13 protein-coding genes, 3 pseudogenes and 1 riboswitch are annotated in these 18804 nt (G+C 70.4%); of the genes and pseudogenes, 6 read left to right on the forward strand and 10 right to left on the reverse strand.

From position 1 onward, the window contains the following. Nucleotides 1–141: 141 nt before the first annotated feature. The 4 genes and pseudogenes from K7G60_RS35055 to K7G60_RS35070 all read right to left on the reverse strand — a co-directional run. A pseudogene (locus K7G60_RS35055) lies at nucleotides 142–495 on the reverse strand (IS5/IS1182 family transposase); the annotation flags it as partial. 1237 nt (nucleotides 496–1732) lie between these two features. After that, complete coding sequence (locus tag K7G60_RS35060) at nucleotides 1733–3280, reverse strand: AMP-binding protein (RefSeq protein WP_225805006.1); 1548 nt, start codon at nucleotides 3278–3280, stop codon at nucleotides 1733–1735. 65 nt (nucleotides 3281–3345) lie between these two features. After that, nucleotides 3346–4239 carry an alpha/beta fold hydrolase gene (locus tag K7G60_RS35065; RefSeq protein WP_225805007.1) on the reverse strand — a complete coding sequence of 298 codons (894 nt, stop codon included), beginning with the start codon at nucleotides 4237–4239 and terminating at the stop codon, nucleotides 3346–3348. Between the two features lie 137 nt (nucleotides 4240–4376). Next, a complete protein-coding gene (locus K7G60_RS35070) occupies nucleotides 4377–5768 on the reverse strand; it encodes a DHA2 family efflux MFS transporter permease subunit (RefSeq protein WP_225805008.1) in 1392 nt (463 codons plus the stop codon). 185 nt (nucleotides 5769–5953) lie between these two features. On the opposite strand from K7G60_RS35070, the pseudogene K7G60_RS35075 reads away from it, so the two are divergent. After that, nucleotides 5954–6082: pseudogene (locus K7G60_RS35075) on the forward strand (transposase family protein); the annotation flags it as partial. Nucleotides 6083–6674: 592 nt separating this feature from the next. Further along, a protein-coding gene (locus tag K7G60_RS35080) for an IS5 family transposase (protein ID WP_225805009.1) occupies nucleotides 6675–7549 on the forward strand; the annotation gives its coding sequence in 2 pieces (ribosomal slippage) (nucleotides 6675–7068 and nucleotides 7068–7549; 876 coding nt in all). A 30-nt stretch (nucleotides 7550–7579) separates the two neighbouring features. Here the strand turns inward: K7G60_RS35080 and K7G60_RS35085 are convergent. The 3 genes from K7G60_RS35085 to K7G60_RS35095 form a co-directional block, all read right to left on the reverse strand. Beyond that, the gene (locus K7G60_RS35085) at nucleotides 7580–7963 is read right to left on the reverse strand and encodes a VOC family protein (RefSeq protein ID WP_225805010.1); all 384 of its coding nucleotides are present in this window, start codon (nucleotides 7961–7963) and stop codon (nucleotides 7580–7582) included. Between the two features lie 653 nt (nucleotides 7964–8616). Beyond that, the gene (locus K7G60_RS35090) at nucleotides 8617–8856 is read right to left on the reverse strand and encodes a hypothetical protein (RefSeq protein ID WP_225805011.1); all 240 of its coding nucleotides are present in this window, start codon (nucleotides 8854–8856) and stop codon (nucleotides 8617–8619) included. Between the two features lie 94 nt (nucleotides 8857–8950). Next, nucleotides 8951–9901 carry a LysR family transcriptional regulator gene (locus K7G60_RS35095; protein ID WP_225805012.1) on the reverse strand — a complete coding sequence of 317 codons (951 nt, stop codon included), beginning with the start codon at nucleotides 9899–9901 and terminating at the stop codon, nucleotides 8951–8953. Nucleotides 9902–10029: 128 nt separating this feature from the next. On the opposite strand from K7G60_RS35095, the gene K7G60_RS35100 reads away from it, so the two are divergent. After that, nucleotides 10030–10935: a DMT family transporter gene (locus tag K7G60_RS35100; RefSeq protein WP_225805013.1), complete on the forward strand. Its 906-nt coding sequence runs from the start codon at nucleotides 10030–10032 to the stop codon at nucleotides 10933–10935. Nucleotides 10936–11255: 320 nt separating this feature from the next. On the opposite strand, the pseudogene K7G60_RS35105 reads toward K7G60_RS35100, so the two are convergent. Further along, nucleotides 11256–11600, reverse strand: a pseudogene (locus K7G60_RS35105) (transposase); the annotation flags it as partial. Between the two features lie 538 nt (nucleotides 11601–12138). Here K7G60_RS35105 and K7G60_RS35110 point away from each other — a divergent pair. Both K7G60_RS35110 and K7G60_RS35115 read left to right on the forward strand, forming a co-directional pair. Next, on the forward strand, nucleotides 12139–13485 hold the full coding sequence (locus tag K7G60_RS35110) for a PHB depolymerase family esterase (protein WP_225805014.1): 1347 nt from the start codon (nucleotides 12139–12141) through the stop codon (nucleotides 13483–13485). Nucleotides 13486–13670: 185 nt separating this feature from the next. Beyond that, entirely contained in the window at nucleotides 13671–13856 is a 186-nt protein-coding gene (locus tag K7G60_RS35115; RefSeq protein WP_225805015.1) for a hypothetical protein, read from the forward strand. Between the two features lie 315 nt (nucleotides 13857–14171). On the opposite strand, the gene K7G60_RS35120 is transcribed toward K7G60_RS35115, so the two are convergent. Then, on the reverse strand, nucleotides 14172–15695 hold the full coding sequence (locus K7G60_RS35120; protein ID WP_225805016.1) for an aldehyde dehydrogenase family protein: 1524 nt from the start codon (nucleotides 15693–15695) through the stop codon (nucleotides 14172–14174). Nucleotides 15696–15739: 44 nt separating this feature from the next. Continuing rightward, the gene (locus K7G60_RS35125; protein ID WP_225805017.1) at nucleotides 15740–17071 is read right to left on the reverse strand and encodes a GAF domain-containing protein; all 1332 of its coding nucleotides are present in this window, start codon (nucleotides 17069–17071) and stop codon (nucleotides 15740–15742) included. A gap of 92 nt (nucleotides 17072–17163) precedes the next feature. Beyond that, nucleotides 17164–17271: riboswitch (ZMP/ZTP riboswitch) on the forward strand. 28 nt (nucleotides 17272–17299) lie between these two features. On the opposite strand from K7G60_RS35125, the gene K7G60_RS35130 reads away from it, so the two are divergent. Next, a complete protein-coding gene (locus K7G60_RS35130) occupies nucleotides 17300–18154 on the forward strand; it encodes a bifunctional 5,10-methylenetetrahydrofolate dehydrogenase/5,10-methenyltetrahydrofolate cyclohydrolase (protein WP_225805018.1) in 855 nt (284 codons plus the stop codon). Nucleotides 18155–18804: the final 650 nt, after the last annotated feature.

Here is an 18804-nt window from a genome sequence, read left to right on the forward strand (position 1 = left end):
CCCGCCGGTCGGTCCGCACGCGGGTGCGGACCCGTGTCCGTCGGCGTGTCCATCCGTACGCGCCTGCGTCGACGCTATGCGACGACCGCCTCCCCCGCCTCTCGCGAGCCGAGCGTCCGGCCCTGGAGGGTGTCCGGAAAGTCATGGCAGCCGGAGTCGGAGGCAGGCGAGGGGCACCATGGCCTGGCAGTGCCGGGCGCGTTTGTCGTAGCGGGTGGCCGGCGCCCGGTTCTGCTTGAGCCGGCTGGAGCACCGTTCGACCACGTTGCGCCGGCGGTAGGCGGCCCTGTCCAGGCGGCAGGGGGTCTCGCCGCGACGAAGGCGCCCGTCGATCTGGTCGATCCGCTCCGGGATCGTCGCCGCAATGCCGCGCCGACGGAGGCAGGCGCGGATTCTGCGGGCCGAGCAGCCCTTGGGGCGCGGGCGAGGGAGCGCGGGCCTGACGCGCCTGGAGCGCGCCTCAGGTCTGGCCAAGAGGCCCTGCGGCCTTCGGCACGCTGGGATCTCCTTCTGGTGGTACTCCGGCGTCGACCGGCCGAGTGCGCCCGCCGGGCCGGCCAGAGCATCGAGGTCCTCGTCCGCTTCTACGCCAAGTTCCTGGACGGGGTCCGGGAGCAGGCCGATCGCCTGATCGAGCAGTCGATGGGGGAACGGGGACCGCATCCACCGAGGCGGGACTCCCGCCGGTGGACCGGGCTTGGACCGGAAATGGACCGGAACAGCTGGTCAGGAGCGGGATACGTGGGATGAACCGGGGGTCCCGACGCACGTCGGCTGCTGCGATGGATGAGGCTGTCGAGAGGCGCCTGACGGGCAAAAGCCCAGTTCAGGCGCCTCTTTTCGTGCCCTGGAAGAAGCCGAGCCTCTTCGGCGAGTAGCTGACCAGCAGGTTCTTCGTCTGCTGGTGGTACAGCAGATGCACCCCTGGTGACCAAGGGAAAAGAGATCTGGTGTGGCTAACCAGCGGGGGCTGGTCCGGAAATGGTCCGGATCTTGGTCCTGGTGGGGTGAGCGGGCTGCCGTCGGGAGCCAGGCGCTGGACCGGTACCTCGAGTTGTACCTGTCGACTTGCAGAAATCGCAGTTGGAGCGGTCCGTTGGCCCGAGTCGCGACCTGTGTCAGCACGCGAGCTGCGACGTCGCCGACATGTTCTCGGACATCGTCCCTGCCCACGACACCTTCCCATCCCCTCTCCACCGATTCGGCGTGGACTCCGTACCCGCCCGCGGAGGAGCTGGGCCGGAACAGCTTGCCGTACCTCACCGTCGGCATGGACGCGAACCGGGCCGCGACGGTGGCTGACCTCGGCCTGTGCGTCTGCCCTTCGCGGCTCCCCCCCCGGCGACTGGAGCGTCGAGCGGAGGTCCGGCACCACTGCGCCGTCCGTTCCGACAGGGGACCGGCTGGGGACCGGCTGGGCACCGACTGGCGCGTACGGCCCCGGCCGGGACGCCGACCGGACCGTGCGACCTGGTGTTCATCGCGGCATACACCTACCTCAGCCTGGACAGGGCCGTCGTCGCCAACGGGCTCGGGGTTCACGCGTAGAGAGTGGTGGAGTGACTGCCGTAGAGAGTGGTGGAGTGACTGCCTTGGCGGACGCTGCAACTCGCTCTCGGCACCGATGGGCCTCGATGACGCGACGCGATCTCTCGCTTGCGGACGCCTCCCGCGCCGTCGGACCGATGTTGAGGACTGCGTGGTCACATCCTCTGCGTCGCAGGTATGCCTCTCAGGAGAGTGCCCGGCGGAGTGCGTTCTTGTCGGGCTTGAGAATGCCGCTGAGCGGGATGGCCTTCAGGACGTGGAACGTGTGGGGGACATGGAGATCGCTCTTGCGGGCGATGACGAAGCGGCGCAGCTCGTCGATGTCGGCGCTGTGGCCGTGGGCGGGCACGATGGCGGCGTGGACGCGCTCGAGCGTGTCGTCAGAACGCATGCCGAAGACGGCGCACTGGGCGACGGCGGGATGGGCCGTCAGAATCTCCTCGATCTCGCTGGGATAGATCTCTGTGCCGTCGACGTTGATCGTGTCGTGGCTGCGGTCGGCGAGGAAGAGGTAGCCGTCCTCGTCGAGGTAGCCGATGTCGCCGGTGTGCACCCAGCCGTTGTGCAGCACGCGGGCGGTCAGTTCGGGCTGCTTCCAGTAGCCGTTCATGGCGCTGTGGGCGCGGGCGTGGATCTCGCCCTCGCTGCCGTTCGGGAGGACGCCGCCGTGCCGGTCGACGACGCGGAGTTCGACGCCGGGCATGGCGCGGCCGACGGTGATCTGTCCGTGTCGGCCGACGCGGTCGTGTTCTTCGGGGTGGACTTCGGTGAGCCCTAGCGTCTCGTTCTGTCCGTACCAGCTGTGCAGCACCTTGCCGAAGACGCTTTCGGCCTGCCGCAGTCTGGCCGTCGACGCGGGGCTGCCGCCGTAGGTGACCTGTCGGACGCTGGAGGTGTCGGTGGCGGGCAGCGCGGGATGGTCGAGGAGCTGGTGCAGGAGGGGCGGCTGGAGGAACAGGCGGGTGATCCGCTCGCGTGCGATCGCCGCGAGGGCCTCGCCGGGATCGAAGGCGGGCTGCAGGACGACGGATCCGCCCTGGAGGAGCGCCAGGTCCGCCCAGAGCCCCGCGATGTGGGTGAGCGGCGTACACGCCAGATAGCGGGGTGGGGTGTCCGTGGGAGACGACAGGTGGTCCAGGGTGCGTCGGTACGGACCGTGCTTCATCTGCAGGCTCTTCGGCAGCCCGGTCGTGGTGCCGCCGGTGTGGCGGATGCACCAGTCGTCTTCGGCGCCGACGGGCACGGTGACCGGCGCCGACGGCTGCCCGGTCGCCGCCACGCAGATGTCGTCGGCGTGCGGGTGCGGGCCCAGCGTCGCCAGCATCGGCACGCGGAGAAGCGGTTCGAGCCGGTCCAGGTCCGCGTACCGGGTGGGGTCGACCAGCAGCAGCTCGGTGTCGGCGACGTCCACCAGGTGCGCCAGGGTGTCCGCGTCCAGCCCGTCGTACAGGGGTGTCACGCGTGCTCCCGCAAGGTTGGCGGCGTAGCGCGCGATGAGCGCCTGAGGGGTGTTGCCGGTGAGCAGGGAAACGGTCTGCCCCGGCCGGATGCCGCGCGCGATCAGCTCTCGGGCGAGCCGGTGGATGCTTTCGCGGAGGTCGCCCGCGGTGATCCGTTGACGGTCATGACAGATGATCACAGGTAGGCCGGGATGGCGCGCCAGGGCGTGGAGGATGGCTTCCGTGTAGGTGACGAAGCCGTGGTCGGCCGTCTCGGGCCGGAGGTCGGACATCTGCGTTCCTTGGGGTCGGTGGGAGGAGTGCAGCGGCGGATCGGCTGAGGTGCGCTTCGGAGCCGTCACGGGACCAGGGAGGCCGGGCTGGCGTGCTGTTCGAGAGGAGTGAGGGACGTCGGGTCGTCGAGGGGCTGATCGGTGAAGAAGCGATCCAGCAGTTGGGACATCTCCAGCGGGCGTTCGAGATGGCAGAGGTGGTCGGCGCCCCGGATCAGGGTGAAGACGCTTCCGGCGATGGTGGCGGCGACCTCGCGCCCGAGGTCGGGGTAGGTGAGGCTGTCGTGTTCACCGGTGAAGACCAGTGCCGGAACGTCCCGGACACCGCCGGGCCGTAGCCCCGGCCAGTCGATGACACGGTGGGTGGAGGCCAGGTGTCGGGGGATGTCGGCCTGCGTGACCGACCCCATCGTGCGGGCGAGGACGCGGGTGACGACCGCGCGCTTGTGGACCTCCCGCTCGGCGGGGGACAACAGGGCCGCGATGCTCATACGGGCGTAGGCGCCGGCGTCACCCGACTCCAGGGCGTCGGCCATCGTCCGCAGCGCGGCGCGCTGCTCCGGCGGGTAGACGGGAGCGGCGCCCACCAGGGCCAGGCGGGCGACGCGCTCAGGATGCTCCTGGGCCAGGCCGTAGGCGATCGGCATGGCGTAGGAGGCCCCGAAGAGGTTCACCCGTCCCAGGCCCAGCTGGTCCAGCAGGTCCGCCAGCGCGCCGGTGAGGAAATCGAAGCCGTACGAGGCGGGCAGCACATCGGCCGCGCCTGATCCCGGCAGGTCCACGCTGACGACGGTTGCCGAAGCCGCCCAGCGTGCTTCGAGCCGCTGATAGGCGTACATGTCCTGGAAAGCGCCACCGAGCACGATGACGGGCTCGGTGACAGGAGCAGCGTTCTCGACGATCCGGCACTGGTAGCCGAAGCCGTCGAAGGTGAGGTGACGGATCCTCTCAACGTTCATGCCCGGTCAACCGGGACGCGCGGACAAAGGTCACGCGTTCGGCGATCATGTGACCGGTCCCCTCACGTGCGATTGTCCGGAAACCACCCGGCCGCTGCTGGTCGGACGGGTCAGAAGAGGCCGGCGGCAGAGGGCCGTCAGGGCCGTCCTTCTGCTGTCGCCAGAGGTGCTGAAGCCGGGGCTCGGCGGCCGGGCAGGAGTGCTGCCGCGATGACGGTGCAGACGGTGAGGGCGGTCGTCAGGCCGAAGGCGTGGGCGAACGCCGTGGCGGTGTGGCCACCGCGCTGGAGCAGGACGGCGAGGGCGGCGATGCCGAAGGAACCGCCGAGCTGCTGGAGGATGCGCGTCGTGGTGCTGGCGTCCGCGACTTGGGAGTCCTCAAGCCCTTGATAGGCGCCGACCGTGACAGCGAGGTTGACAGCGCTCATGCCAAGGCCACGGAGGAACAGAGCGACAGTGATGACCGATCCTTCGCCCACCGAGGCGGCGAAGGGCCACGTCGCGACCGCGCTCAGCAGCAGACCGGTCACCACGACCGGACGAGGCCCGATCCTGTCGGTGAGCACGCCGGCCACCCGCGCCGCCAGCGCGCCGATGCCCTGCGGCACGAGAAGGAGACCGGTGGCGGCGACACCCTTGTCGAGCACGAGCTGGGCATACAGGGGCAACAGGAACAACCCGCCATACATGGTCGAACCGCCGGTGAACATCAGCACCGCCGTCGCGGTGAAGGAGCGCAGCCGAAACAGACGCATGTCGATGAGGGGCGCGCTGCTCCGCAGGCTCCATCCGACGAACGCGGTGACCAGGACGGCCCCCGCCGCCATCGGCAGGAGTACCCGCCCTCCTCCCGCGCCGTCCTGGCCGCCGCACTGCGAGAGCCCGTACACGAGCGCGGTCAGGCCCGGACAGACCAGCACCAGCCCCACGACATCGAGGCGGGAAGCATGCGGCCGACGGTCCTGGGGCACGCCCCGCCAGGCGAGGAACAGCGCGAGCACGCAGACGGGCAGGTTGACGTAGAAGATCCAGCGCCAGTCGAGATGCCCGAGCAGCAGCCCGCCGAACACCGGCCCCAGGACCGGGCCAAGGAGAGCCGGCAACGAGACGACCGCGACGAGCCGCCCGACCTGTCGGCCGCTACTGGCCCGGATGACGATGGTCTGCAGGACCGGCATCATCAGCCCCCCACCGACCCCCTGCACACTTCTGAACACGACCAGCGCCCCGGCGCTCCAGGCACAAGCGCACAGCAGCGAGCCGACGGAGAACAGGACCAGCGCACCCAGCCAGACCCGCCGCGTCCCGAACCGGTCACCGGCCCAGCCGCTCACCGGCATGACCATCGCGAACGCCAACAGGTAGGCGGTGCTCACCCATTGCACGGTCGTCGTGGGGACACCGAGGTCGTCGGCGAGGGCGTCGACTGCCACGGAGACGATCGTGCTGTCGAGAAGCGGAGCGAAGGCACCCACGGCGAGAACGCCGCACAGCCTGAGCAGGGCGGGATCAAGGCGTTCCTTGGGCATGCGGTCCTCTCGAACGATGGCGTGGCAGGATGCGACCCGACAACGATCAGAGGACCGGGACCGTCACGGGCCGCCCGCCTCCTCCGACGCGCACACCGGACTCTCGGGCTGCGGCCGGTACCTGGCTCTGTGACATGGGCACTCGTGTCGCGCCGGCCGCGAGGGCGGACCGTGGATTCTTCCACCCACTGGAGGACCAGACACTGTTGCTCGCGGCGTACTGGCGCATGAACCCCACGATGCGGCAGCTTGTCCCGCCGTTCGAGGTGTCCAAGCCGGCGGCGGACCGCATCATCGAGAACCTCGGACCGTTGGACGGCCTCTGCGACACGGAGACGGGGTGGCCGCGGGCAAGGCCACCGACTTCACCGGGGCGCGACTACCGGCCCGCCAAGCGCCTCGCGCTGCAGAACCTGCACCGTCCCGCTACAACGTACTACTACGCCTGTCAGAGGGGTGTCGCCTGGCCCACCTGGGCGGGAATCTGGCCCGTGACTGGTCCGGAGGTGAAAGCCGAGCGGCCGAGTCGACCACATGACGTGATGAATCGGAGTCGGTGTCTCGGCTGACCCTGCTGAGCAATTTCCATGCCGGCGTCCAGACTTGGGATGCTAGAAGAACCCCAGCTCCTTGGGGCTGTCACTCTGGAGGATGTTCTTCGTCTGCTGGTGATACAGCAGTCATACCGGCGCTGACCAGCCGAAACGGACAGTTGGTGCGCTTCTTCGGCCTGTCTCGGACCGGAAAAGGTCCGGCTCGTTGGCCAGGACGAACCAGGCTCTGGCAGTGCCCTGAGACACGGCGGTGCACGGTTCTCAGGGCGTCGGTTCCCGGCGAGCGCTCGATGCGGCCGTTCCACTAGGGTCTGTTACGAAAGTGGATCTTGTTCGTTGATGATCACTTGCTGTGGGACGTGGCGATCTGACGAACGGCCAGTGGGCCCGGCTTGAGCCGTTGCTGCCGACGGGCATCAAGCCGGGCCGTCCGCAGGTGTGGACTCGGCGGCAGCTGATAGACGGCATACGGTGGCGGACCCGTACTGGTGCCCCCTGGCGGGACGTGCCCGAACGCTACGGGGCGTGGGACCGGGCCTACGACCTGTTCCGTTGCTGGCAGCGAGACGGGACGTGGGCCCGGATCCTCACCCAGCTCCAGGCCGAAGCCGACGCGAAGGGCCTGATCACCTGGGAGGTGAATGTCGACTCCATCGTCTGCCGGGCCCACCAGCACGCCGCTGGCGCGGCGAAAAGGGGGGTCTCCAGAAGGAGCCGCCCGGCGGCGTCTTCGTCGAACCGGCCGACCACGGCCTTGGACGTTCCCGCGGCGGACTGACCAGCAAAATCCACCTCGCGGTCGAGCAGGGGCAGAAGCCGCTGTCAGTGGTGATCACGGCCGGGCAGCGGGGTGATTCCCCGCAGTTCGAGCCGGTCCTGGAGGCGATCAGGGTGCCCCGGATGGGGCTCGGCAGGCCGCGCAAGCGGCCGGACCGTGTGCGGGCCGACAAAGCCTATGACTCCCGGAGCAACCGCTCCTACCTGCGCAGACGTGGGATCAGGGCAACGATTCCGGTTCCTGCGGACCGAGTCCGCAACCGGCTGAAGCGCGGCCCGCGCGGCGGCCGCCCGCCGAAGTTCGACAAGGACGACTACAAGCAGCGGCACGCGGTCGAGTGCGGGATCAACCGCCTCAAGCGCCACCGAGCTGTGGCCACGAGGTACGACAAGCTCGCCGTCCGCTATGAAGCGACCGTGCTGGTCGCGGCCATCAACGAGTGGCTGTGATCAGCTACTTGGACGGTGAGCGAGTGAGCCTCAGGAAGACATCGCTGCGCGCTCGGCCGCGCTGCGCAGAACGCAGAATTCATTGCCTTCAGGGTCGGCAAGGACGGCCCAGCCGGCGCCATCAGGTTCCCGGCGATCGGCGACGAGGGTGGCACCGAGGCTCAGCAGTCGCTGGACCTCCTCTTCGCGCGAGGTCTCGGGGCGCAGGCACAGGTGAATCCGGTTTTTGATCGTCTTCGGCTCTGGCACCTGGTTGAAGTACAGCTGCGGGCCCTCCGGCAGGATCACCGCAGTCTCCACGTCACCCGGCTTGCCCTCCGGATGCAGCGGACAACCGAGCGCCTCGCTCCAGAACCGAGCCAGCTCATAGGCATCCACACAGTCAACCGCCACGTTCTGCACCACCGAAAACATGTACGAGATCCTGCCCGGAGCTCCGCTCGGTCAGCAAATTGCGGCCAGACTGACCAGCACTTTCGCAACAGACCCTAACGGCTCCCCCCCCGCACGGCAGCGTCCCGTGCCGCCTCGTCTGGCTCACCTCCGGCGGGAGTCTGGTCCGCGACTGCTCCGGAGGTGAATGCCGAGTGATCGAATCGACTACTTGAGGTAACGGAACTGGGCCGGACTGTGACCGATTCGGTGCTGGATGTGGGTGAGCAATTTCCAGACAGGTGGACGCACTTGGCGTGCTAGAAGAACCCCAGTGCTTTCGGGGAATAGCTACAAAAGATGTTCTTGGTCTGTTGGTGCTGCAGGAGTTCCGAGGCGCTGGCCTGCGGAGATGTCGGCGCTGATGCTACCGACAAGCAAGGTGGTCCGGGAATGGTCCGGAACTTGGTGTGCGCTCGAAATCTTCTGCGACGCGGCAGAGCATCAATCGCGAGGGCGAGCTGCGCCACGGTGCAGCCGACGTGGAGAGGGCACTTCCGTCCGGAGCCCAGTACGTCCACTTCGTGTCGACCTTGACGACCGGAGGCGGCTGCCTGTCCCGCCGTTGCTGCGGGTGCAGCCGGTACTCGTAGAGTTGCCGTCCTCGTCCTGGGCCACGACCTTCAGATACTGGGTCATTTGTCCGGCTGTCGCGCGGTTGGCCATGATCTCGGGTCGGCGCGCTCCTCCTCGCTCAGGTGGTCGGTGTCGGTCAGCGGGTGCCGTGCGCCGGGCTCCAGAAGGGTGATGCCGAACTGTTCGAAGCAGTGCCCGCGTCCCGCCCACCGTGCCGTGACCAAGATGCGTACGTCCTCAGGGACCGGGGATCCACCCAGCCGCTCCTGGGAGAACTCTTCCCACCGCTCGTCGAACACGGATGAATCCTCTCGATGCCCGTCATGACGGATCAGAGTCTGGGAAGAGCCTCCGGCAACCGGTGCCCCGCACCCGGCGTCGCACCGCGTCGCTTCAGCTGCTGCTCCGGGTGCGAGGGGCCGCGCGTTCTTCGGCCTCCGGCGTCGCTCGTCCTACCCCGGCCGACTCGCGGAAGGCGTCGAGGAGCGTGCGCAGGACGGGCTGTTCCAGGGAACCGGCCCGGATCACGGCGTGGATCGCCCTGACCGGCTCGGGGTGCCTGATGCGGCGGACCGCGACGCCGGGGTGACGGGCGCTCAGTCCGAGCTGGGGGACGAGACTGACGCCGAGGCCGGCGGCGACGAAGCCCTGTGCGGTGGCGTAGTCCTGCGACGTGGCCGCGAAGTCAGGGCTGAAGCCCGCCGCGGCGCAGGCGTCGGTGACCGGTGCGAGGCAGGGGCCGGGGGGTTCGCTTCGGACCCAGGGTTCACCGGCGAGATCGGTGAGGTCGAGCACGCGCTTGGGGGCGAGCGGATGTCCGGCGGGCAGCACCGCGCGGTACGGGTCGTCGAGCAGGTGCACGACCTGGAGGCCCCGCCGGGGCGCGTCGGCCGGCGGCCGGACGACCAGGGCCAGGTCGGCGTCGCCCCTGTACACCTTCGCCACCGCGTCGTCAGGGTCCGCCAGCCGCGGGTCGATCGCGACCACCGGGTGTTCGCGGCGCACGCGGGCCAGGGCGGGCGCCAGCAGGGTCGGCCCGACGGAGGCGAAGTAGCGGACGGTCAGCCTGCCCTCGCGCCCGGCGCGCAGATCGGCGAGCGCGGTCTCGGCCTCGGCGAGGTGCTTGCTGATGACGGTCGTGTACCGGGTGAGCAGCAGTCCGGCCTCCGTGGGCCGTACTCCCCGGCCGACCCGTTCGAGCAGGGCGATCCCCGCCTCCTTCTCCAGGGCCGCGATCTGCTGGCTGATCGCGGAGGGGGTGTAGCCGAGATGTGCGGCCGCCGCCGTCACCGAGCCGCTGGTGATCACGGCGCGCAGGACCTGCATGCGTCTTACGTCAATCATGTAGCACAGCTTAAAAGAAGTGCAGAACCTTTTTCTTGTCCTTCCGAGAAGAGTGCGGCAGCGTTCATGTCCACGGGACCGATCAGGAGGCAGCGGTGAAAGGCGTCATGGACAGAAGCCGGACAGGGATGCGCATCGGTGTGCTCGCCCTGCTCTGGGGCTCGACCTTCCTCTGGATCGAGGTGGCCCTAGAGGCGCTGACACCGGTGCAGGTGACGTTCGGCCGGTGCCTGCTCGGGGCGGTCACCCTGCTGGCCCTCTGCCTGCTCTCCGGCCAGCGGCTGCCCCGCGGCCCGGCCGTCTGGGGCCGGATCGTCGTCGCCGCTTTCTTCTGCAACGCCCTGCCGTTCGCCCTCTTCAGCTTCGGGCAGCAGAGCATCGACTCCGGCGTCGCCGGCGTCCTGAACGCCACGACCCCTCTGTGGTCCCTGCTCCTCGGCGCGGTCGTCGGCACCGAAGGCGGTCTGCGGCCGGCACGGGTGGTCGGCCTGCTGCTGGGATTCGCCGGGGTGGTGCTCATCTTCGCGCCGTGGCAGGCCGGCGAGTCGGGCGGCTGGGGAGCCCTCGCCATCGTCGGTGCGGCGGCCGGTTACGCGGTCGGTTTCCTGTTCATGAGCCGTCACCTGGTCGGCAAGGGCATTCCGACCCTCGCGCTGTCCGCGGCGCAGCTCACCGCCGCGACCGTCCTCACCGCGCCGACCCTGGCGGCGGGCGGCCTGACACCGATCGAGATCACCCCGAGACAGCTGATCGCCACGGTGATCCTCGGCGTCGTCGCCACCGGCGTCACCTTCCACCTCACCTACCGGAACATCGCGGCCGAAGGCGCCACCCACACGGCCACCGTCGGCTACCTGCTGCCCGTGGTCTCCGTGGCCCTCGGTGCCGTCGTCCTCCACGAGGACTTCAGCCTCCGGATCGCCCTGGGAATGGCGGTCGTTCTCACCGGCGTCGCCCTGACCCGCCGGTCGACGCCGGCCGGCCCTCCGCTTCCCCGTCCTCTCTCCCGGCAGGAACAAGACGTACGGAGGTGACAGCGGAGGCAAACGGTCTTCCTGGGCGAAGCCGGTCCCACTGCCCGCGCCCGCCGGTCTCCGGACCGGCCTGCTCCTCGTGGTCGGCCTCGGCCCCGTGACCGACGACGGCGACGAACTGTGACGCCGAGACGTTGCGCCGGGCCGCCAGAGCCGCCGTACGCCCCTTCGCCGACGCGGAACGTACCGCCCTCACGTTGCCGGCCATGGCCGAAGGGGCCGGAGGCGGTAGCCCTGGGCGCCCTGCCGGGACCTATGAGTGCGGATCCCGGTGTCCGCCGGGTGGGGCTGCCCGGCTCTCGGTGGGCTCGGGCGGGGCCCGGCGGGGCGTCCCGGTCCTTCGACGGGTGCTCGACCTTCAGCCGGATCGACGTGCCTTCGACAATGGGCGGTTCGCCGTCGTGGTCGAGCCATGAGGAGCGATGGGTGAGCCGGGGGTGGACCCGGTCCCATGCCTGGGCCTCGGCCTTGCCGTAGTTGGTGGTGCCGGTGACCGCGGGATCGGGCCAGGTCTCCGGCTTGGCGAAGCGGAACTCCGGGCCGTGCTTGGGCGGCCGGCCGTTCGTCCCCGGCCGGCGGGGCGGCTTGGGCAACCGCATGACCCGGACGGACCGCATCCTGCCGACCAGTTCGACGGGCAGGTCGCGCAGGACCCAGGCCAGGCGGGGCTGGTTGCTTCGAGCGGCTCCCCGTACCCGTCGTCGCTGCCGTTCAGGGGCTCTGCTTCGGTGGCGGCTTCGAACCTGGCGGTCGTGCGGGCGCATGCACCGGCCGGGCCGTTCCTGTCAGGCCGACGGCACGGGGCATGAGAGAACCGAGGGGAATAGGTGGGCGCCGGGCCCCTCGCCAGGAATGTTAGCGCTAACATTCTCCGTGGGCAAGCCTCTCCGAGATTGTCCCCGGTGAAATCTCCATCAGGCGAAGCGTGTTGCCGATGCTCCGCGCGCGGGGTGCCCCGAGGAGGTGGCCGGGGCGTGTGCTCCGCTCTCGGCCACCGGCCCGTGCGCGCGTTCACCGCGTATCGCGGGCTCCTGGTCCGGCCGTCGGCGAATCCACAGGTGGGCGGAGCGGGCCCGAACGGTCAACCTGAGTTCCTGGCAAGGTTGTTGACGGGAGCGGTGGGTCGGCACGAGTATCAGTGGCTGTCTCCGCGGTGGCGCCGGAACCTCCTCACGCTCTTGGCAATCCCGACGGAGAGGTCCCATGTCCCGATCCCGCTCGCTCGTGTCCCGGCTGCTCGGCATCGTCACCGTGCTCGGCCTCGCGCTCGGCCTGAGTCTGCAGACGGCCCCAGGGGCCGCTGCCGCCTCGCTGGTCCAGATCACGAACTTCGGCACCAACCCGACCGGTCTGCTGATGCACCTGTACGTCCCGGGCAGCGTCAGGTCCAACCCGCCGATCCTGCTCGCACTGCACGGCTGTCAGGGGTCGGGCCCCTACATGTACTCGAGCACCGACTTCGCCTCCCAGGCGGACAAGTACGGGTTCCTCGTCATCTACCCCTCGACGAATCCGAGCGGAAGCTGCTGGGACGTCTCCTCGGACCAGGCGCTGACCCGTAACGGCGGCAGCGATCCGGTCGGGCTCATGTCGATGATCGCCTACGCGGAGCAGCGCTACGGCGGCAATCCCAACGCCGTGTACGTGACCGGTCAGTCCTCGGGCGGCATGATGACGAACGTGATGCTCGCCGACTACCCCGACGTCTTCAAGGCAGGCGCGGCGTTCATGGGAGTGCCCTACCACTGTTTCGCCACCGGCTCGGTGCGCGGCTGGAACTCGGCCTGTGCCCAGGGCCGGATCTCCATGACCCCGCAACAGTGGGGCGGCCTGGTGCGGAACACCGGATACCCCGGCTACACCGGCCCGCGGCCGCGTGTGCAGCTGTGGCACGGGACCACCGACACCATCCTGAACCACAACAACCTCGGCGAAGAGATCAAGCAGTGGACCGACGTCCTCGGCGTGAGCCAGACGCCGTCGGCCACCGACACCCCCGCGACCGACTGGACCCGGACCCGGTACAACAACAGCGCCGGCGCCACCCAGGTCGAGGCGTACAGCATCGCTGGTACCGGGCACCAGCTGCCGGTCCAGGGCACGGGGATGGCCGCCGAAGCGGTCCGCTTCATGGGACTGGACGCGACCTCCTCCGGCGGCACGACAGGCGCGCTGCGTGCGGTGGCCGCAGGCAAATGCCTGACCGACACGAACACGACGCCGGGCACACAGCAGCAGATCCACGCCTGCAGCGGCAGCGCCAACCAGACCTGGACACGTACGGCGTCGAACCAGCTGGCCGTCACCGTCGGTGGCAGCACGCTCTGCCTGGACGCCAGCGCCAAGGGGACCACCAACGGCACCAAGGTGATCGTCTGGTCCTGCAACGGCCAGTCCAACCAGCAGTGGAAGTTCAACCCGAACGGTACCGTCACCGGGGTGCAGTCGGGGCTCTGCCTGGACGTGGCCGGCCTGGGAACCACCGACGGCACGCCTGTCCAGTTGTGGTCCTGCAGCGGCGGCACCAACCAGCAGTGGACGATGGGGTGACACCGCGGTCGGCCTGCAGGGGCGCCCCGGATCAGGCGCTCCTGCGGGCTGGCCGTACGGGGTTTGCCCGTACGGGTTTCGTCAAGGAAATCGGGCTGCATTCAGCGAGGTGGCCAGGCAGCATGGCGAGGTGCCAGAGCGACCACGCCTACTTCGTGAGCAGGGTGTGGACTGGGCCCGGCGACGTGGAGGGCGACGAGTTCCTGCCCGATGACGACGCGCCGGTTGCCGACATCGCCAAAAGGCTGAATGGCGAGAGCGGCGGCGAGACCTGGATCAGGGGCGGCGTCGCGCAGCGCCCGGCCACCCGCAGGGCGTGCCCGACAGCTGCGGAGGGCTGCATTCCCGGCGGTCTTCTCGCGACCTCGTAGGGTGATTCGATCCGGATCGAAGAAACCGTCGAGTCAGCCGAGGTCTGGGCGGACTTGGCGATGAACCGGCTGGCAGAGCGCAGTCCCGCCACGTATCGAGCAGTCCAAGGGAAGTGGGACCGAGCCGGCCGGGGTGATGCGCCTGCGGAGTGAGCCGGAGTTTTGGTCCGTGACTGGTCCGGAAGCGCTGGTCAGGAGTGGGACATCGGTGAGATGAACTGGGAGTTTCGCCGCAAAAGCGACCCTTCTGCACTCGGGGCGAGCGAGAGACGCCTGACGGGCGAAAGCCCAGGTCAGGCGCCCCTTTTCGTGCCTCTAGAAGAAGCCGAGCTTCTTCGGTGAGTACGACACGAGGAGGTTCTTCGTCTGCTGGTAGTGGTCCAGCATCATGCGGTGGGTCTCGCGGCCGATGCCCGACTGCTTGTAGCCGCCGAAGGCCGCGTGGGCCGGGTAGGCGTGGTAGCAGTTCGTCCAGACGCGGCCCGCCTGGATCGCGCGGCCCGCGCGGTAGGCGGTGTTCGTGTCGCGGGTCCAGACGCCGGCGCCGAGGCCGTAGAGCGTGTCGTTGGCCGTGCGGATCGCGTCGTCGAAGTCGGTGAAGGAGGTCACCGCCACTACCGGGCCGAAGATCTCCTCCTGGAAGATCCGCATGCGGTTGTCGCCCTCGAAGACGGTCGGCTGTACGTAGTAGCCGCCCGCCAGCTCGCCGCCGTGCTCGACGATCTGGCCGCCCGTCAGGATCTTGGCACCCTCCTTCTGGCCGATCTCCAGGTAGGAGAGGATCTTGCGGAGCTGGTCGGCGGAGGCCTGGGCGCCGATCATCGTGTCAGTGTCCAGGGGGTGGCCCGGGACGATCTTCTCCGTGCGTGCGATCGCCGCTTCCAGGAAGTCGGCGTAGTGGCCCCGCTGGACGAGGGCGCGCGAGGGGCAGGTGCAGACCTCGCCCTGGTTGAGGGCGAACATCGTGAAGCCTTCGAGGGCCTTGTCGCGGAAGTCGTCGTCCGCCGCCCACACGTCGTCGAAGAAGATGTTCGGCGACTTGCCGCCGAGTTCGAGCGTGACCGGCTTCAGGTTCTCGGAGGCGTATCCCATGATCAGCCGGCCCGTCGTCGTCTCGCCGGTGAACGCGATCTTCGCCACGCGAGGGCTGGAGGCCAGCGGCTTGCCGGCCTCCTCCCCGAAGCCGTTGACGACGTTCAGGACGCCCGGCGGCAGCAGGTCCGCGACCAGGCTCAGCCAGAAGTGCACCGAGGCCGGGGTCTGTTCGGCCGGCTTGAGGACCACGGCGTTGCCGGCGGCCAGCGCCGGGGCCAGCTTCCAGACCGCCATCAGGATCGGGAAGTTCCACGGGATGATCTGTGCGACGACGCCCAGCGGCTCGTGGAAGTGGTACGCCACGGTGTCGTCGTCGATCTCGCTCAGCGCGCCCTCCTGGGCCCGCAACGCCCCCGCGAAGTAGCGGAAGTGGTCGATCGCGAGCGGGATGTCCGCGGCGAGCGTCTCCCGCACGGGCTTGCCGTTGTCCCAGGTCTCGGCGACCGCGAGCGCCTCCAGGTTCCTCTCCATGCGGTCCGCGATCCGCAGCAGGACGGCCGCCCGCTCCGCCGGTGCCGTCCGCCCCCACGCCGGCGCCGCCGCGTGCGCCGCGTCGAGGGCGCGCTCCACGTCCTCGGCGGTGCCGCGGGCGACCTCCGTGAAGGGGCGGCCGTCGACCGGGCTGGGGTTCTCGAAGTAGCGGCCGCCCGCCGGGGCGACGTACTCGCCGCCGATCCAGTGGTCGTAGCGGGCCTGGTACGACATGAGCGCGCCCTCGGTGCCGGGTGCGGCGTAACGGGTCATGAGCATGGCCTCCCTGGGACGCGCCGGCCGTCCCTGGCCGGCGCTCACGCCCGAGTGTGGTGAACCGTACGTTGCAAGCCCGTTGCACCGGCGGACAGTTCGGCCTCCAGGGAGTCCAGCCTCGCCCGTACGGGAGGAAGCTGCGGCGCCGGTACCGCCGCGCACAGCGCCCGCCAGACCACCACGTCGTCCTCGCCCCAGGCGCTGTACGCCCAGTCGGCGAGCAGCCCGGGATCGCCCCGGTCCACCAGCGCCGCCCGCAGCCGGTCCGCGAGCCGCCTCCGCAGCCGTACCACGCCGGGCGCGGTCGACGCGGGGAGCAGCGGGCCCGCGTAGTCCCCGGCCGCCGCCGCGACGGCCCCCGAGGCGAGCCTCCGGTCGACCGTCGCGAAGTCCGCGTCCACGGGCGAGGCGAGCCGGTACGGCCGCGACCGCAGCGCGTCGGGGCCGAGCAGCGCGCGCAGCCGGGACAGCTCCGCCCGCAGCGTCACCGGCGTGACCGACTCGTCCTCGTACAGGAGGGTGAGGAGTTCGTCGCCGCCCACGCCTTCCGGCCGGTGCGCGAGGACCACCAGGATCTCGCTGTGGCGGCGGCTCAGCCGCAGCCGCCGCCCGCCCACCGAGAGCACCGCCTCGTCCCGGCCGAGTGCCGACAGTCTGATCCGTTCCGGGTCCGGGGCCGGTCCGAGCAGGGCCAGGTGGGACTCGGCCGCGCGGGCCACCGCCTGGACGAAGCCGAGGCTGTGCGGATGCGCGAGCCGCTCTCCGCCCGTGATGTCGACCGCGCCGAGCACCCGCCCGCTGTGCGGATCGTGCACGGGGGCCGCGGCGCAGGTCCACGCCCGCACCGGATGCCGGAAGTGCTCGGCGGCCACGACCTGCACCGGCCGGTCGACGGCCAGGGCGGTGCCCGGCGCGTTCGTCCCGGCCGCCGCCTCCGACCAGCGGGCCCCGGCGACGAAGTTCATCCCCCGGGCCTTGCGCAGGGTGCCCGGATGCCCTTCGACCCACAGCATGCGTCCGGCGGCGTCGCAGACCGCGAGGAGATGCTCGCCGTCCGTCGCGTACGCCCCCATCAGCTCCCGGATCACCGGCATCGCCGCGGAGAGGGGATGGGCCTCCCGGTACGCGGAGAGCTCGTCCTCGTCCAGCTCCACCCGCGCCGACCCGTCGGGGCTCACGCGCGCGCGTACGGACCGGCGCCAGGACGCGGCCACCAGCGGGCGGGCCTCCCGGGCGTGCGGGGCGGCGTCCGTGCCCAGGTCCGGCCCTCCCGGGTCCGTCGCCCGCGCCCGCTCCCGCCGTGGTCCCGCGGCCATCCACGCATCGCTCAACTCGGCCTCCTCGTCGAGGTCGTCCCGGCCCGTCGCGCTCATCGTGGTGCGCCCGCGGGCGCCCGACAAGCCACCGCGCACCACGGCATGCGCACCCTGTCCGGGACCGGCCCCCGACCGCTCACGTAGAGTGGGGCCCGGGCCGTGACTGGCGCTTGAGGTGGATCACCACCGGGGAGCGGCCCGGCGGAGCGTGCCGCAGCGGCGCGACCGTGCCGATGCCGTGCGCCTGGGCGAACCACCGGTCAGAGACGACGCCCAGGAGTTGCCATGTCCACCAGCACCGCCACCCTCATGGACGGCACGGCCCTCGCCCGCCGTACGGTCGAGGAGACCGCCGCCCGAGCCGCCGAGATCACCCGCCGCACCGGCGTCACGCCGTGCCTCGCGACCGTCCTGGTCGGCGCGGACCCGGCCTCCGTCACGTACGTGAAGATGAAGCAGAACCGCTGCGCGAAGGCCGGAATCCGCTCCAAGCACGTCGAACTGCCCGCCGAGACGACGACCGAGGAGCTCGTCGCCGCCATCACCGCCCTGTCCGAGGACCCCGAGGTCCACGGCATCCTGCTCCAGCACCCGGTCGGCCCCCACATCGACGAGCGCGCCGCCTTCGAGGCCATCGCCCCCGAGAAGGACGTCGACGGCGTCACCATGGCCTCCTTCGCCGCCATGGGCTTCGGCCTGCCCGGCTTCGTCTCCTGCACGCCCGGCGGCATCATGCGCCTCCTCGACGCCTACGACGTCGAACTCAGCGGCAAGCGCGCCGTCGTCGTGGGCCGCAGCGCCATCCTGGGCAAGCCGGCCGGACTGCTCCTCCTCGGCCGCGACGCCACCGTCACCTACTGCCACTCCCGCACCAAGGACCTCTCCTCGGTCGTCCGTGAGGCCGACGTCCTCGTCGCCGCCGTCGGCAAGCCGAACTTCATCAAGGGCGAGGACATCAAGCCGGGCGCCGTCGTCATCGACGCCGGCTACAACCCGGGCAACATCGGCGACGTCGACTTCGCGTCGGCCGCCGAGCGTGCCTCCCTCATCACCCCGGTCCCGGGCGGTGTCGGCCCCATGACCATCGCCGTGCTCCTCGCCCAGACGGTCGAGGGCGCGGAGCGCCAGCTCGGTCTGTAAACGGTTGTGACGGGGCGGCGGCGGTGACGGGGGAGCGACGGGGGCGCGAGCGCGCGCGGTCGGCGATCGTCACGATTCTGTACAGGTCGAGCCCGGCGGCCGGTGAAAGCCGGCCGCGCCGTCGCCGAACGGCGAACCTGGTCCCCGTGTCCCACCCGCCGACCGCCACTCCGCCGCCCGACCCGGGCCGCCCGGGCCCGTCCGATCCCATCCCCACCGGTCCGTGCTCTTCGACTCCCACCGACACGGACCCTTCGACGAGCCCGAACCCGACCGGACCGACCACAGCCGGATCCACCACAGCGGGATCGACCACCCCCGTATCGATCACAGCCGGATCCACCGCAGCGGGATCGACCACCCCCGTATCGATCACTGCCGGATCCACCGCCTCCGGCTCCGCCGAGGGTCCTCCGGCAGAGCCGTTCACGGTCGCCCCCCTCGCGACGGGTGCCGAGCCCGCGTGGTCGGCCCGCTTCGTGCGGCTCGGTGCGGCCCGGCCGGGACCGGCGGCGCGGTGCGCCCGCTGGTTCGGCGTGCCGCTCGTGCCGCTGCTCACGGCCGCCCTGGTGGCCGGCGCCTTCCTGACCGCACGGGGTGGGGCGGAAGGCGCCGGACTCGTCGGCGGCCCCCCGGGAGGGGAGCCGGTG

It is taken from the genome of Streptomyces sp. NK15101 (genome assembly GCF_020400725.1).
GTDB lineage: Bacteria > Actinomycetota > Actinomycetes > Streptomycetales > Streptomycetaceae > Streptomyces.

Bases quoted from the DNA above. Each gene is read 5' to 3' on its own strand.
- K7G60_RS35065 (WP_225805007.1), bottom strand. From the start codon at position 4,239: ATGAACGTTGAGAGGATCCGTCACCTCACCTTCGACGGCTTCGGCTAC.
- K7G60_RS35130 (WP_225805018.1), top strand. From the start codon at position 17,300: ATGTCCACCAGCACCGCCACCCTCATGGACGGCACGGCCCTCGCCCGC.
- K7G60_RS35100 (WP_225805013.1), top strand. From the start codon at position 10,030: ATGCGCATCGGTGTGCTCGCCCTGCTCTGGGGCTCGACCTTCCTCTGG.
- K7G60_RS35125 (WP_225805017.1), bottom strand. From the start codon at position 17,071: ATGAGCGCGACGGGCCGGGACGACCTCGACGAGGAGGCCGAGTTGAGC.
- K7G60_RS35085 (WP_225805010.1), bottom strand. From the start codon at position 7,963: ATGTTTTCGGTGGTGCAGAACGTGGCGGTTGACTGTGTGGATGCCTAT.
- K7G60_RS35110 (WP_225805014.1), top strand. From the start codon at position 12,139: ATGTCCCGATCCCGCTCGCTCGTGTCCCGGCTGCTCGGCATCGTCACC.
- K7G60_RS35070 (WP_225805008.1), bottom strand. From the start codon at position 5,768: ATGCCCAAGGAACGCCTTGATCCCGCCCTGCTCAGGCTGTGCGGCGTT.
- K7G60_RS35095 (WP_225805012.1), bottom strand. From the start codon at position 9,901: ATGATTGACGTAAGACGCATGCAGGTCCTGCGCGCCGTGATCACCAGC.
- K7G60_RS35060 (WP_225805006.1), bottom strand. From the start codon at position 3,280: ATGTCCGACCTCCGGCCCGAGACGGCCGACCACGGCTTCGTCACCTAC.
- K7G60_RS35120 (WP_225805016.1), bottom strand. From the start codon at position 15,695: ATGACCCGTTACGCCGCACCCGGCACCGAGGGCGCGCTCATGTCGTAC.